Annotated in this window: 14 protein-coding genes; 7 read left to right on the forward strand and 7 right to left on the reverse strand. The window is 53.4% G+C overall.

Annotated features, from left to right (window positions below; genetic code table 11):
- Positions 1-39 precede the first annotated feature (39 nt).
- From gap to purL, 7 genes are all read right to left on the reverse strand, one after another.
- Positions 40-1,044 carry a type I glyceraldehyde-3-phosphate dehydrogenase gene (gene gap / locus ONB24_03445; protein MDZ7315156.1) on the reverse strand — a complete coding sequence of 335 codons (1,005 nt, stop codon included), beginning with the start codon at positions 1,042-1,044 and terminating at the stop codon, positions 40-42.
- Between the two features lie 134 nt (positions 1,045-1,178).
- A complete protein-coding gene (locus ONB24_03450) occupies positions 1,179-1,667 on the reverse strand; it encodes a ComF family protein (protein ID MDZ7315157.1) in 489 nt (162 codons plus the stop codon).
- Positions 1,668-1,912: 245 nt separating this feature from the next.
- Positions 1,913-3,244, reverse strand: coding sequence for a hypothetical protein (locus tag ONB24_03455; protein MDZ7315158.1), 1,332 nt, complete (start codon positions 3,242-3,244; stop codon positions 1,913-1,915).
- A 69-nt stretch (positions 3,245-3,313) separates the two neighbouring features.
- The gene (locus tag ONB24_03460) at positions 3,314-4,348 is read right to left on the reverse strand and encodes a DJ-1/PfpI/YhbO family deglycase/protease (protein ID MDZ7315159.1); all 1,035 of its coding nucleotides are present in this window, start codon (positions 4,346-4,348) and stop codon (positions 3,314-3,316) included.
- A gap of 19 nt (positions 4,349-4,367) precedes the next feature.
- A complete protein-coding gene (locus ONB24_03465; GenBank protein ID MDZ7315160.1) occupies positions 4,368-5,141 on the reverse strand; it encodes a UvrB/UvrC motif-containing protein in 774 nt (257 codons plus the stop codon).
- A gap of 4 nt (positions 5,142-5,145) precedes the next feature.
- Positions 5,146-5,925: a phosphoribosylformylglycinamidine synthase I gene (gene purQ, locus ONB24_03470; GenBank protein ID MDZ7315161.1), complete on the reverse strand. Its 780-nt coding sequence runs from the start codon at positions 5,923-5,925 to the stop codon at positions 5,146-5,148.
- Positions 5,925-8,783, reverse strand: coding sequence for a phosphoribosylformylglycinamidine synthase subunit PurL (purL, locus tag ONB24_03475; protein ID MDZ7315162.1), 2,859 nt, complete (start codon positions 8,781-8,783; stop codon positions 5,925-5,927). The genes purQ and purL overlap by 1 nt, the downstream gene beginning before the upstream one ends.
- A 126-nt stretch (positions 8,784-8,909) precedes the next feature.
- Here purL and ONB24_03480 point away from each other — a divergent pair, with 126 nt between their 5' ends.
- From ONB24_03480 to ONB24_03510, 7 genes are all read left to right on the forward strand, one after another.
- Entirely contained in the window at positions 8,910-10,091 is a 1,182-nt protein-coding gene (locus ONB24_03480) for a class I SAM-dependent methyltransferase (protein ID MDZ7315163.1), read from the forward strand.
- A complete protein-coding gene (locus ONB24_03485) occupies positions 10,088-10,570 on the forward strand; it encodes a nucleoside deaminase (GenBank protein MDZ7315164.1) in 483 nt (160 codons plus the stop codon). Before ONB24_03480 ends, ONB24_03485 begins: the two co-directional genes overlap by 4 nt.
- A 36-nt stretch (positions 10,571-10,606) precedes the next feature.
- Positions 10,607-11,230, forward strand: a complete 624-nt coding sequence (locus ONB24_03490) for an NUDIX hydrolase (protein ID MDZ7315165.1) — start codon at positions 10,607-10,609, stop codon at positions 11,228-11,230.
- A 93-nt stretch (positions 11,231-11,323) separates the two neighbouring features.
- Complete coding sequence (locus ONB24_03495) at positions 11,324-11,854, forward strand: phosphatase PAP2 family protein (protein MDZ7315166.1); 531 nt, start codon at positions 11,324-11,326, stop codon at positions 11,852-11,854.
- Between the two features lie 8 nt (positions 11,855-11,862).
- Positions 11,863-13,014, forward strand: a complete 1,152-nt coding sequence (locus ONB24_03500) for a glycosyltransferase family 1 protein (protein ID MDZ7315167.1) — start codon at positions 11,863-11,865, stop codon at positions 13,012-13,014.
- Positions 13,015-13,056: 42 nt separating this feature from the next.
- Positions 13,057-14,859, forward strand: coding sequence for a hypothetical protein (locus ONB24_03505; GenBank protein MDZ7315168.1), 1,803 nt, complete (start codon positions 13,057-13,059; stop codon positions 14,857-14,859).
- Positions 14,856-15,329: a hypothetical protein gene (locus tag ONB24_03510; protein ID MDZ7315169.1), complete on the forward strand. Its 474-nt coding sequence runs from the start codon at positions 14,856-14,858 to the stop codon at positions 15,327-15,329. Before ONB24_03505 ends, ONB24_03510 begins: the two co-directional genes overlap by 4 nt.
- Positions 15,330-15,382: the final 53 nt, after the last annotated feature.

The following is a 15,382-nucleotide window of genomic DNA, read 5'->3' on the forward strand; positions in this document are numbered from 1 at the left end:
GGGATCGGCCGAACAGCCGACCCCGCGCGAAAATAATAGTTATTTTACTGAAGCGATATAAAGTACCAAATCAAGAACTTTGCAGGAGTAGCCCCACTCATTATCATACCAGGCAACCAGCTTGACAAAAGTATCGGAAAGCTGAATGCCGGCTTTGGCGTCGAAAATACAGGTGCAGGATTCGCCGATAAAGTCGCTGGAAACCACGTCTTCATCGACGTAGGCAATGATGCCTTTCATGGAGCCTTCAGAGGCCTCCTTCATGGCCTGGCAGATCTCATCATAGGTGGCGGGCTTGGCCAAGCGGCAGGTGAGGTCGACCACGGAAACGTCCGCCGTCGGTACACGGAAGGCCATGCCGGTCAACTTGCCGTTCAGTTCCGGAATGACTTTGCCGACCGCCTTGGCAGCGCCGGTGCTGGAGGGGATAATGTTGAAGCCGGCGCCGCGGCCGCCGCGCCAGTCCTTCTTAGAGGGACCGTCGACCGTCTTTTGCGTCGCGGTAACGGCATGAACAGTAGTCATCAAACCTTCAAGAATACCGAACTTGTCGTGCACCACTTTTGCCAACGGCGCCAGGCAGTTGGTGGTGCAGGAAGCGTTGGAAATAATGTCCATGTCTTTGCGATAGGAGGTATGATTTACGCCCATAACGAACATCGGCGCGTCTTTGGAAGGCGCGGTAATGACGACCTTCTTTGCTCCGGCTTTCAGATGCCCTTCGGCCTTGGGAATTTCGGTAAAAGCGCCGGAAGCCTCGATCACATAGTCTGCGCCAATTTGTCCCCAAGGAATCTGGCTCGGCTCTTTTTCGGTAAAAACTTGAATCGGCTTGCCGTTGACGATCAGCTTGTTATCTTCGGAAGTAACGGTTCCTTTAAAGCGGCCATGCACGGAATCGTACTTGGTCATGTACGCCATGTAAGGAGCATCGATAAAGGGGTCATTAATGCCCACAAACTCTACATTAGGATTGTTGATGCCCGCCCGCAAAACCAGGCGACCGATACGACCATAGCCATTAATTCCAATTTTGATTGCCATGTTATCCTCCAAATTCTTTTCTAAGACCGGGCCGGTAGAGCGTCAAACGCTTTCGGCAGATATAAGAGCATGAAATAATTATAAAATAAAATAGCAATCTTTAGGATAAAAGTCAAGCTTTACAATTTGTTAGATCATTCAACGCGCGCCAGCGTGAGCACGTCTATTCGCGCAGCGCCGGCGGCCTTAAGAACGCGCGAGCATTCGTTCAAAGTGCTTCCGGTTGTGAGCACGTCATCCACCAAAACAATGTGACGACGCCGCACTGAGTCAGGATGGCGGACGAGAAATGCTCCCTGCACATTCCTGCGCCTTTCTTCGGCATTTAATTTTGCCTGCTGCTCCGTATAACGAACGCGTTCAAGGACACCGGCGGCGCAGGGCAAGCCGATCTGCCGTGAAAACAATTGCGCCAACACCTCCGATTGATTATAGCCCCGTTCCCGAAGTCGCGCCGAATGCAGAGGAACCGGAACCAGGCAGTCTCCTTCGAGAGTAAGGCTTGCCCAGCGCTTTAGGATTTCTTTTTCGAAAAAAGCATCCAGCCGTGATAGGCCTTGGTATTTGAAAGCATGAATGATCTTTTGCAGTTCAGGAGTGTAAGAAAAAAAAGCGGTGGACAAAGTAAACCAGCAGGGATGCAATAAATGACTGCCCGTCTGTTCAGCAGGAAGAGTCAACCTGGTCGATGGTCTTAACAGAGAGCAGCAGTTCGAGCAGACAAAGTCCCCTGCATTGTCAAGTCGCTGACGGCAGAGCAGGCAAAGCGGCGGATAGAGAAAATCGAGTAGATCGCAAACAAAAATGCGAAGCGGACGAATAATCCGCTTCGCATGCGAATTCCGGTTTCCCCCCATTATAAACGCCGTTAGAATTTGACCGACAAAACCAGTTTGGGTTCGAACCGTTCCTGCGGTTGGAAAACGCCGCTGCCGGGCTCGGTCTCTTCGAAGGTCCAGATATAGTCGACATACAGAATCAGATAGGGATTGATCTTGTAACCGATTCCGGCGCGCGCCAAGCTGCGATTGTCCAGCGTCAGAACGTCGCCGATGGTTTCGATCTGTATTTTATCGTAAGTCGCATGCATGGCCAGCACCGGCATCAGGTTCGGTGCATCGAAAGCGAAATGGAGGGTACCGCCCAATTCTTCTTTGTCATAATAGCTGTACATGCCCAGCAGACGGATTTTGTCGTCCATCACACGGCCCCATAACTCGCCGAACCATCCCTTAACCTCGTCCTGCATGCCGAGCAGCAGATCCGTTTTGTGAAGGTTCAGCTCTTTGTTATAACGTTGTATTTCATAAAAGGCATCGAAAAAGGAGGGGACGAACTCCTTGCTGAGGACTCGTCGTTCGAACTTGGCATGCAGCTCGGTATTGCCGGCCAGGCTGCTTAAATCGAACGCCACGCCGCCGTAATGGCCGTTACCGAAAGTGCGGCTCTTTTGCTCGATCGAGCTGTAGCCGTAAATCTGCGACCAATCGTAGTAGAAATAGAGTCCCAAGCTGCTCTTTTTGACGATCGGGAGCTCAAGATCGGCTCCGTAGACCGAAACACCGTCGGAAGTGGCGGAAACGCCGTCGGGATCCACATCGCGCACCAAAGTTCCGCCGAGGGTGAGATTCTTGAGCACCGGCACATCCAGCACGGAACGCAAAGGTCGTCCGTAGACCCGACCGCCGATAATTTCTGCACGCGCAAAGTTGCTAAAAACCGACTCGAAACCGAAGGAACCGAAATCGATATCAAGCGCTCCGCCGAATTTACGGCTGTCATAGGAAGCAGCATTGGTATAGTAATTGAGAACCGATCCATGTCCAAGGCGGGCGGCATCCATGGTTCCGGCATGTACATAAAGCGGATCGTTCTTTCTTCCCCAACGAATGTAGCGGATTTGCTGAAGGATGTCTGTGGGTTGATCCCAATCCTGCGAGCGAAGCTTACCATCCTTTGTGTTGAACAGCAAATTTACGTTTAAACCGACGCCCAATTTGCCGAAAGCAAATTCCGGACGCAAGTGCACGTTGAAATAAGTCTCCGATCCCTTGTCCGAATCAATGGCGGTAAGGCCGATGCCGCCATAGAAAACGTTGCCCGAACTGCCCATGTAGCTCAATCCCCCATCCGAAATTTGCGCTTTGAGGATCGCCGTTGAAAATACCAGTAACGCCGCCAGACACACTGTCTTTTTCATGTCACGTCCTCCGTTTTGAGATTTTTTGCCCTTTAACGGGAGTGAGAACACCTCTCCTGCTTTTCCATCCTACCACAAATCTTCCATGCCGGGCGGAATATCGAAATGCGTCGCCCACTGGAAATGACCCTGACCGCCTTCCGCAACGGCTTTATCCAATAACAGCAATCGTTTATGCTCCAGCTCTTCGGCTGCCAGGTATTCAAACATTTCCTTGACCTTTTTGCCTTTAGATTTTGCCGCCGCCGCACGATAGAATTCGTAAGCCTTTTCTTCGGCGCGAATTCCAAGATCGACGGCCTGCTCGGCCGTGATGTCCGGCGCAACTGTCTTGCCGCTTAATTCGGTTTTGGAAACATCGACCTTCGGCTCCTTGCCGCCGGAAAGCTTGCGATAGAGATCCGACAACTGCTCAAAGTGCCCCTTTTCGATCGCCGCCAGGTAGGCAAATTTATTCTTTACTCGCGGCTCTTGAAATTGGTTCGAACAATTAGTGTAGAAATCCATGGCGCCCTTTTCACGGCTGACCGCCACCTCAAGCGCCGACAACGGATCAAGGTCTCGATCGGCGGCATCAGTCAAGTGCCCGGCCAATGCTTCGGCGAAAGCCTTATTGAAGAACGGCAAGTCTTCGGGTTTGCGCGAGCTGATCACCTGGCCGTCCACACAAACCGGCTCGTCCACGTAAATGGCGCCCGCGTTAATGACGTCGTCGCGAATACCGACATAGCAGGTCAATTTGACGCCCTCGAGAACCTTTGCCGAAATGAGCACCTGGGGTCCGTGGCAGATCACGCCGATCGGCCGCCCGGTCTTCCAAAACTCGCGTACAAACCGCAGCGCCGTCTCATCGACGCGGATGCGCTCCGGCGCTCCGCCGCCGGGAATAATGATGCCGTCGTAATCCTCAACCTTGATTTGATGAATCGTCTTGTCCGGCTTTAAAGTCAGCCTGCCGTATTTGCCGGTGAGCTCGGAATCGTCCAAACCGACCACGTCTACTTCTGCGCCTAATGCGCGCAAATAGTCGCGCGGCACCGGTGTTTCTTCATCATGAAATTGCGGTCCGATCAATATGGCAACCCGTTTATTCTGCAAATTCATAGAGCATCTCCTGTCTTTTTCAGAATTTCAACAACTTTTCCAAAGCCGCCAGCTTGTCGCGCAGAATTGCTGCGCGCTCGTAATCCTCGATGGATACGGCCCGCTCCAATTCCTGCATCAGCCTTTCTTTTTCAGAGAGCGGTCGCAATTCGGAAATTTCCTTATACCACGACTCCAAAAACTCGAGTTCAGGAAAGTCGGGCCCCACGCGATCACTCCATTTTTCATTAAACTCGCGAATACTTGAAATACCGTCATGTATGATGTCCAACGCCATCTGATAGTCCCCGTGCTCGATTTCCAGCATGGCACGGGCACGCGCGTTGATCATGATCACATACGGACGATGCTGGATGAACTGCCAGACAATTTCGTCATTGTCGCAATAGCGTTCGATAAAAGTAAAAAGGCGTAGATTGCGCGAGGTATCACGAACGACGCGCGGAAAATCGCGCAGCTTCATGAGCGCAAGATAGCGGTGATAGTATTGTACGGCTTCCAACTGCAGCTTGACGCAATCTTCGGGTGAAAGATGAAACATCTTGGGGTGACCCGCGCTGCTCAGCATTTTGGCCTGCGATTCGAAATATTCGAAATAGGAATCGGCGTTATGCGGTCGTTGCCCGTCCGGACGGCCGTCCAATTCCATCTGCATAATACCCAAATCGAGGCGCATCTGCACCTTGATGGTTCCGTCGTCACCCTTGATATAGCGGACGTTAAGGTCCTGCTCGTCGAACGGCCAATTGCGGAGAATATGACTGATGTCTTCGCTCATGTTCAACCCGACCATCGATTTAGGCTTTGAAATAATTGACGGCGTTGCGGAAAACGGTTACTCCATCCCCTTCTTTAGCCAGGCCTAAGCGCGTCCATTGCGGATGATGCGTGGGGTGAAAGTGACGCTCGGGATGCGGCATCAGTCCAAAGATCCTGCCGCTTTCATCGCATATTCCGGCAATACCTTCAATGGAACCGTTCGGATTCATCGGATAGCCTGCCGGATTGCCGTCTTTATCGACGTACTGCAAAACAATTTGCTTTTTTTGTTTCAACTCCTGCAGCACCGTTTCGTTTCGTACGACAAACTTTCCCTCTGCATGCGCCACAGGCAGCCTAACGATCTGAGGCATGCCTTGAGTAAAAACACAGGGGGTTTGGTTTACATGAAGGTATACCCAACGGTCCTCGAATTTTCCCGAGTCGTTGTAGGTGAGCGTCACCTCCTGGCCGGCGCTTAGATCGAGCCGCGGCAGCAAACCTGCCTTGACCAACACCTGAAAGCCGTTGCAAATTCCAATGATAAGCTTTCCGGCGGCATAAAAGTCCTGCAGCTGATCCGCCAGCTTGAGGCGCAGTTGGTTGGCAAGCACCTTGCCCGCCGAAATATCGTCGCCGTAGGTAAAGCCTCCCGGAACGGCCAAGATTTGGTAATCCCGCAAGCTGACGGTCCCCTCGAGGAGACGATTAATATGAACCAAGTCGGCCTGCCCGCCGACGGCATCAAAGGCGAATTTGGTTTCCTGATCGCAGTTCGAGCCGGCAGCTCGGAGAACAAGTACTCTTACTTTTGCCATTACCACCTCAAAGTCGTTTGCCAAGATTCTTTCAGTGCCGCAATCGGTTCAGAGACGATCTCGTCGCCGCCCAGCCCTTTGATGCGCAGTCGGTTGTCTTTTGTGACCCTGCCGATCTTGGCATGCGGAAGACCCTTCAGCATTTCTTCGAACTCGCGGCTCTTTTCTGCTTTCACCTCCACCACGAAGCGGCTGTTCGATTCGGAAAAGAGCAGCAGGTCGTCGCGGTCGACACCCTCAGCCGGTAGGGCGGACAAATCGACATCAGCGCCCAACCCGCCGGCGAACGCCATTTCCGCCAGGGCGACACCGATGCCGCCTTCGGAGCAGTCATGGCAGGCCGCAACCGTTCCCGCAGCCATTGCTGCGGAGAGAGCTTGAAACAACTTTTTGGCCGCTTTTGCGTCTACATGCGGTACGGCGGCAGACGATCCGCCGATGAGCTCCAGATAATGGGAGCCGCCCAGCTCGTTTTTGGTCAGTCCGACCATGTAAAGGGGATTCTCCGGCCTTTTGAGATCCATGCTGACCGCCTTGGTGCAGTCTTCCATGACGGAAATGGCCGAGATCAGCAATGTGGGCGGAATAGCGATGCTTTCGCCGGTTTCGGTCTGGAATTCATTGTTCAAACTGTCCTTACCGGAGATAAAGGGGGTCGCAAAGATCTTGGCCGTATCGTAGCAGGCTTGAGCGGCGCGCATCAGGCCGCCGAGCCGATCGGGTTTGTCGGTGTTTCCCCAGCAGAAATTATCGAGCAGCGCCGTACGTTCCAGGCTGCCGCCGACGGCTATGATGTTGCGGAGGGCTTCGTCGATGGCCGAGGCCGCCATCCAATAGGGATCAATGAGACCGTATTTGGGATTGAGGCCGTTTGACAAAATCACGGCGCGCAGCGAATCGAGACGCGGTCGTACGATGCAGGCGTCGCCGGGACCGTCATTTTCGACGCCGACGAGAGGCTTTAGCACGCTTCCGGCCTGCACTTCGTGATCGTATTGGCGAATCACCCACTCCTTGCTGCAGACGTTCGGCGCCGCCAGGATCCGATGGAGAACTTGCCCCAAGTCATGCGCAGGCTTACCCGGCGATTCGACGATCTGCGGCGGCTGCCAGACGGCCTTACGGACGATTCGAGGCAAGCCCTCATGCAGGAACTCCATATCCAGCTCGCCGACAACCTGCCCCTGATAACGCAGGCGAATTTTTTTGTCGCCCGTAGTCCGGCCGATGACCGTCGCTTCGACGTCTTCGGATGCAAAGAGCGTCAACGCCTCCTCCAGTTTGTCGGGCGGAACAAAGATCACCATCCGCTCCTGCGCCTCTGAAATCCAGATTTCCATGTAGGTCAGGCCGTGGTATTTGAGCGGCACCTTTTCGAGATCGACCTCGGCGCCGGTCGATTTGGCCAGCTCGCCGACGGCGGAAGAAAGCCCGCCGGCGCCGCAGTCCGTAATGGCGCGATAAAGTCCGCGATCACGCGCCTGCAGCAGCGTATCGACCAGCTTTTTTTCGACAATGGGATTACCGATCTGCACGGCGCCGCTCCAGATCTCCTCGCTTTCAGAGTGCAGTTCGCCCGAGGAGGCGGTGGCCCCGTGGATCCCGTCACGTCCGGTTCTACCTCCCACCACGACAATATAGTCGCCAGCCGTGACCGTTTTTTCGATCATATTGCGCGGGATCAAACCCACATTGCCGCAAAAGACCAGCGGATTCCCAAGATAGCGTTCATCGAAAAAAACAGCGCCGTTGCAGGTGGGAATGCCCATACGGTTGCCGTAATCCCGCACTCCGGCGACAACGCCCTGCATAACCCTTTTGGGATGCAGAACGCCTTTGGGCAGATCTTCATGCCGCATGTCGACCGGCCCAAAGCAAAAGACGTCCGTATTGATGATCGGCTTGGCGCCCAAACCGGTCCCCAGTGGGTCGCGAATGACGCCGCCGATGCCGGTGTTGGCACCGCCGTAGGGTTCCATGGCGCTCGGATGATTATGAGTTTCCACCTTAAAACAGACCGCATACTGGTCATCGAATTCGATGACGCCGGCATTGTCCTTGAAAACCGACAAACACCAAGGTTTGTTCAGCTCGCGGGTGACTTGAAAGATGGTCTTTTTCAAGGGATTATCGATCACCTCGCCGTTGTATTCGACCAGGCCGGTTAGGGTTTTATGCGAACAATGCTCTGACCAGGTTTGAGCCAGCATCTCCAGCTCGACGTCGGTCGGTTCGCGGTTCAGCCTGCGGAAATGCTCCTGAATGGCCGACATCTCGGCTAAATTGAGAAACAGATCGCGCTCTCGGCTGATGCGCATCAACTCTTCCGGCGAGGCCTGCAAAATGGGCACGTGCACCAATTCAAAGCGGTCCTCGACCTTCGGCATAAAGATTTCTTCGCCGGGCTGGACAACATGTTCGTTTACCTTGTTCATCAGCAGCTTCTGCACGATCAGCTCTTTCTGTGCATCGGACAAGCGGCCGATGATTTCATAGCGTCGGGCCGTTTTTGCATCTTGAACACCTTCGATGCCGAGATCCCGCACGGCCTTGAGGGTCGTCTCGGCAACCATATCCGTTACGCCGCGATTGTAGGTGATTTCGACCGACCAGGCATCGCCCGCTGCGCGCCGCAAATAGCCGTCGACGGCATAGTCTTGTGTGACGCGATCGGTCAACAATTCCTCGGCAATCCGTCGTTTATCCGCAGGTGTTAAATCACCCAGCAGATAGGTAACATGAAAAAAGAAGACCCGTTCGATCGTTTTAATTCCCAAATCGGCGGCTCCGCTCACAATCGCCTGGGCTTCGGGGTCGAAAAGATCCGCTTTATGCGCTCGTTCGATTCGCGTTATCACAGGATTTTAAGCCTCCACATGTTTAAAAAAATGTAAACAAAAATGCCAGGAAAAGCAATTGCAAAGTGTTTTCGGGCAGAGTATATTGCAGAATAAAAGAGTATCTGTCCAACTGTGGAAAGGGACATGCAGGTTTATCTCAAGGCAGGCCGCGAGGAATCGCTTCTACGGCGCCACCCGTGGATCTTTTCAGGTGCAGTGAGTCGGACGGAAGGCGAAGCCGCTCTCGGCGAGACGGTAAAAGTGGTCGCTGCCGACGGTCGGGTTCTCGGTCGCGGCGCCTGGTCGCCGCACTCGCAGATTCGCGTTCGGATGTGGACGTTCGACGAAGAGACGCAGGTTGATGCGGAACTTGTCCGCAGCCGATGCCGAAAAGCGACCGACCTGCGCGCTCCGCTCGTCGAAAAAGGCAACACAGCTTTCCGTTTGGTGAACTCGGAATCGGACGGCCTGCCGGGTGTCATAATCGACCGCTACGACCGCACGCTCGTCTGTCAGTTTCTCTCCGCCGGTGCCGAATTTTGGCGCGAGACAATCATCGGCGCCTTTGCCGCCGGCGGCGAGTGGCAGTGCATTTACGAGCGCTCGGACGTCAAAGTAAGGCAGCAGGAGGGCCTGCCGATGCGCAGCGGCCGCCTGTGGGGGGAGGAGCCGCCGGAGCTGATCAGGGTCACACAAAACAGCCTAAAGCTGTTCGTCGACATTCGCCGCGGTCACAAAACGGGGCTCTATTTGGATCAGCGGGAAAACTATGCCGCAGCAGCGGATTACTGCCGCGGAGCCGAGGTGCTCAACGCCTTCAGCTACAGCGGCGGCTTTGGATTGCATGCTCTAAACGCTGGTGCACGGAGCGTGCTCAATATCGACTCGTCGCAGACGGCCCTTGATCTATGTCGACGCAATGCCGTAGAGAACGGTTTCGATCCCGAGCGCATGCAGACCCTGCGCGGCGACGTCTTTCAGTTGCTGCGCAGGCTGCGGGAGGAGAATCGTCTTTTCGACGTCGTCATTCTGGATCCGCCGAAATTTGCCGAGAGCAGCCGGCAGGTTCAGCAGGCAAGCCGCGGCTACAAGGACATCAACATGCTGGCCATGCAGCTGCTGCGGCCGAACGGCGTGCTGCTGACTTTTTCATGCTCGGGACATGTATCGCCGGCTTTGTTTCAAAAGATCGTCGCTGACGCCGCGCTGGATGCCGGCCGCGATGCACAAATATTGCGCGTGCTCGGACAGGCTTCCGATCACCCCATCCTGCTTTCCTTTCCCGAAGGCACTTATTTGAAAGGATTGGTCTGTCGAATCTTATGAACATCGACGAGCAGGATATTCGCTTCCTCAAGCGGGCCATTCAATTGGCCGAGGAAAAGTCGAGCGACGGAAAGCACGGCCCGTTCGGCGCCGTGATCGTAAAAGAAGGCCGAATCCTGGCCGAGGGCTGGAATCAGGTTGTAGCAACCTTTGATCCGACGGCTCATGCCGAGGTGGTCGCCATCCGCCAAGCGTGCCGGCTGATCGGCACTTGGGAGCTTTCCCGCTGCACGCTTTATGCGAGCTGCGAGCCTTGCCCCATGTGCCTTGCGGCCGTCTATTGGGCGCGAATCGAGAGGGTGGTCTATGCAGCCGACCGTCGCGACGCCGCAGCGGCAGGCTTTGATGACGAACGGCTCTATCAGGAGTTACACATTCCGCCTGCTGAACGCTCCTTGCCGATGCGGCAGGCGCTGCAGGAGGAGGGGCGAAAGGTGTTGGCAAAATGGATGGAAAATCCCAGGCGTATTCCTTATTGACTTCTCTAACCGAAACTCAATCTCGAAAGGTAATCAATGGCTGAAATTCCTCTCTGGCTCAAGTGGGCGCGGGAAATTCAGGCTTTGGCACAGACAGGCCTTACTTTTGCACACAATGAGTATGAAATAGACCGCAACCGCCGATTGATGGAAATTGCCGCGGAAATTGCCGCTTATCATACCGATTTCGGCAAGGAAGAACTGTTGGCCGATATGCTGGCGCAGCCGGGCTACGCCACGCCCAAGATTGACGTCCGCAGTGCGGTACTGCGCGACGGCAGGATCCTGCTGGTCAAGGAACGTCAAGACGGCTTGTGGTGCATGCCGGGGGGGTGGGTGGATGTGGGCGAAGGGCCTGCAGAAGCCGCGGCGCGCGAAGTACGCGAAGAAAGCGGCTACCTTGTCGAACCGGTAAAGGTGGTGGCCGTTTGCGACGCCAACCGCTCGGGCAGACCTCTGCAGCTGTATCACGCCTTCAAAATCATTTTCCTCTGTCGGTTGGTCGGCGGCGACGCGCTCGATAGTTACGAGACCGAAGGAGCCGACTTTTTCAGCTTCGATGCCCTACCGCCGCTCTCGGAGAACCGTACGCACCGTCGACACCTGGACATGGTCCGCGCCCATCTCATCGATCCTTCGACGCCGACCTTTTTCGATTAACTTTCCCTCTCCCATACAATAACTTAACATCCGCTTTATGCTCTCCTAAATTCTAAGGGTTATCTTTACGCACCCTTAATAAAGGAGAGCTGCATGCTGAAAATTGTTGTCGACACTGTGGCGGTTTGGGATATGCGAATTTTCCACCGCATTTTCAACCTGAACGGTAAAAAGGCTCTCGACGGTTTCATGTATCTGTTGTCGAGACTTGGCGACGGCTATTTTTACGGCTTCATCGGCGCCCTGCTGCCGTTCATCGATCGAAATGCGGCCGTCAAAGTGATCCCCGCCGGGCTGCTCGCTTTTGCCTTGGAGTTGAGTGTCTATAAAATCTTGAAAAGCAAAACAAAAAGATTCCGTCCGTTCGAAAAGATACCGGGCATTCGCTGTCTGCTTCCGCCTCCCGACCGCTACAGTTTTCCTTCCGGTCACAGCGGCGCCGCCTTTTTGATGGCTACGCTTTTCGGCACTCTTGCGCCCGCATTTTTTATCCCGCTTTTCATTCTGGCAGGATTGATCGGATTTTCCCGCATCTACAACGGACTGCATTTTCCAAGCGACGTCATAATGGGAATGACTTTGGGAATCACCTGCGCCAAGATCGGCGTCGGCATCTTTTTCTAAGGATAACTATGAGAGTCGCCTATTTTACCGAAAGTCTACCGCCGAATACCGACGGTGTCGTTAAAACCCTTGTCCGCCTTGTGGAGACGCTGCAGGAACAGAACATCGACTTTTTATTCTTTTCACCGGTCGTACCCGACGAATCCTATTCCTGGCGAGACAGGGTAATCAAAGTCAAATCGGTACCCCTTTTCCTCTACAAGAGCTACCAAGTCGGCCTGCCGTTTTTCGAGGGAATCACACGACGTTTGGATGAATTCTCGCCGGACATTATTCACATTTGCGCCCCGAGCTTTTTGGGGCTTACAGGGTTGAACTATGCGCTCAAGAACTCCCTTCCCGCCGTCACCAGTTATCATACACACTTTGTAGACTATTTTTCCTATTTCGGCCTCTCCTGGCTCGAGCCGACCGGATGGTCTTATCTGCAATGGTTTCACAACAAGTGCGAAATGACGTTTGCCCCCTCTCCAAGCGCCCTCGCTGAACTGCGCCGGCGCGGAATTCAAAATGTCTCGCTTTGGCAAAGGGGCATCGAGCTGGACCGCTTTTCTCCGCACTATTATAATCCTGAATTGCGGCGCTCGATCGGCGCGGAGGACAAACCCATCCTCCTGTTCGTCGGCAGGCTGATCAATCATAAGGATTTGGAAGACCTTGTCGAAGCTTCCCGCATCCTTGCCGGCCGCGGCCGCGATTTCAAGCTCGTGTTGGTCGGCGACGGGCCCATGCGGGCCGAATTGGAAGAAAAACTGCCGGATGCCCATTTTACCGGCTTCCTTTACGGTAAAGAACTGGCGCAATGGTACGCCTCTGCAGATATCTTTGTTTTCCCATCGACAACCGAAACCTTCGGCAACGTCATCCTTGAGGCCTTTGCTTCCGGAATTCCGGCCGTCGGTGTAGCTGCAGGCGGTGTGGCAGACATTATCACCCATCATCATGACGGCCTGATCGCCAAACCCAAAAATCCGCGCGACTTTGCCTCCGCCGTCGAACGATTGCTGCTCTATCCTCATCTGGCCAAAAAACTCGGGCAGAATGCGCGGATTTCCGCTCAGCGATATAATTGGCAGGAAATTAATCGCCAACTCCTCGATCAATACCAAGAAATCATCAAAAGAAAAAAAAGCCAAACCTTGGAACGTTTGGCCGCCTAAAGCCCGCTATGGCTTCGACGTTAACAACTTGAAGGATAAAAAATGCACGGCAAAGGTTCCCGCATTGACCTGCATCTGCACAGCCGCTACTCCCGCTCCGCTGACGATTGGATGCTCGAAAAGTTCAAAATCCAGGAATGCTACTCCGATCCATTGACCGTCTATCGCATTGCTAAAAATCGCGGTATGGACTTTGTCACGCTGACCGATCATGATACCATAAACGGGGCTCTGGAGATCGCTCATCTTCCGGATTTTTTCATCAGCGAAGAGATCACCGCGTTTTTTCCTCAAGATCGGGCCAAAGTGCATGTCCTGGCGTACGGCATCAATGAAAAACAGCATGCCGATATTCAAAAATGCCGACGCAATCTGTACGAGCTGATTTCTTACCTTCGTTCCGAGGGGATCGTCCACGCGTTGGCCCACCCGTTTTTCCGAATGGGGCCTCCTCTGACGCTCGATCATTTTGAGCAAATGCTCGTACTGTTCAATGTCTTTGAAGTCAAAAACGGCGGCAAACAGCTGGTACCGGACAACCTTCTGGACTTGATCTTTCAACACCTGACGCCCGAGCGTCTATACCAGTTGGCGGAAAAACATCGGCTTGAGCCTCACGGCGCCGAACCCTGGCGCAAAAGCCGCATTGCCGGCTCTGATGATCACGGCGGCATCCTGATTTCCGTCCCTCATACTCGAGTGGAAACGTCAGCAACACCGGCAGAGCTTTTAGCCAACATCAGCGCAGGCCGCTGTCTTCCGATAGGGCACGGCGGCTCTCCCCTTGCCGTAGCGCACGGCGCCTTGGCCGTCACTCTGCAGTTTGCCAAACGCAATAAAAACCAATTTGACCCGATCGACAACGAACTGATATGGAAGCTCCTGGAAAACGTCTTTGAAGAGCTGACGCAACATAACCGTATTGCCCTGGCTGCAGCATTTCTCGGCGCCGAGCTGAAAACGCTCATCCGCTGGAAAAAAGGCAGGCGTTCCCGCAGCAAAATTTTTAAGAAGTTTTTAAAGGATCAAGTTGTGATATCCATGCTCAAAGGGGAACGCCGCTTCGATCATGAGCAAAATCTGCGCTTTTTCGGCGTCGTCAACCGACTGATCAATGAGTTGTTGAGCGAAATGATCCAATCGGACGACGAGGGCATCAAATTACGTAAATTCAAAAAGCTTGCCGTATTGATACCACTGCTGATTTCGTATCTGGTTTCTTTCCGTACCGAAAACGCTGATCGCCCGCTGATGCGTAAGGCGGCCCGCGCATTCCTTCCGCCGGAATTACTGCTGCCGCGTAAAATTGCTGTTTTTTCCGATCACCCGCCGAGCAGCGCGGAAGAATTGGAAGACATCCACGATGTACTGGCGAAAGAGCTCGAATCGGGGTTTACGTGCACCTATTTTTCGCTTCATAAAGAAAAAGCCGCCTGCGAAGAGCAGCTGAATTTTAAGCCCGTGGCGTTACTGCAGCGTCAATTCAATTTTCATCTCCCTCCCATTTTAGAAACTGCGTTCGCGCTTTCCGAGCAGAATTGCGAGCTGATTTATGTCCACACCCTCGGACCAATGGGAGTTTTGGGCATGCTTTTGGGGAAATTGATGAAAATTCCCGTCATCGCCGGTTTCAACGAACGGTACGTAAGCGAAACCACGCTGTTGTGTCGGGATAACCGATTGGCCTCACGTTTGATCGCCATGGTATACTCGCTTGCCGACGAGATTCGTCTATTGGACTTTCCGTCTGCGGAGGCGGAAGCGATCCTGGAACGCAGCAAAACTCGAATTTCCATTGTCGGAGAGAGCGTACAGTTAGGTCTCGAACCAGCTCATGCCCTTTGAAGGAAAAATTCGACACAAGTTATCCGGCCGAAACGGATTTATATCATACGACTGTGAATTGGAGGTATGAAATGAAGAAAATAATAAGTGCCAAATCGGCCGGAAACATTTTGCTGATTATCTTTAGTGCCCTCATTGTATTTCATATCCTAGTTTTAACCGGCCTTGTACCTGCCGATATCGTTTGGGGCGGGCGGGTAAATACTTTGCAAAGCACTTGGCGCGTTTTCGAAATGATCTCTCTTGTTTTTACGATTTTGTTTGCAATCATAGTTGCGGTCAAAGTCGGCTACATTAAAATCACAAGGTTCGATTCCGCCGTAACCATGTTTCTTTGGCTGATGTTTGCCTTTCTGCTTTTAAATAGCTTGGGCAACCTTGCGTCCGAATCATTACAGGAAAAATTGATATTCACCCCGATAACGATCATCGCCTCTTTATTAGTGCTTAGATTGGTGGTTGAAAAATAGAAAAATTGTGCACGGGCCTGTCCATTCCTCCCATAGCTTTCGACGCTTTTTTA

The organism is candidate division KSB1 bacterium, assembly GCA_034505495.1.
GTDB lineage: Bacteria > Zhuqueibacterota > Zhuqueibacteria > Residuimicrobiales > Krinioviventaceae > Fontimicrobium_A.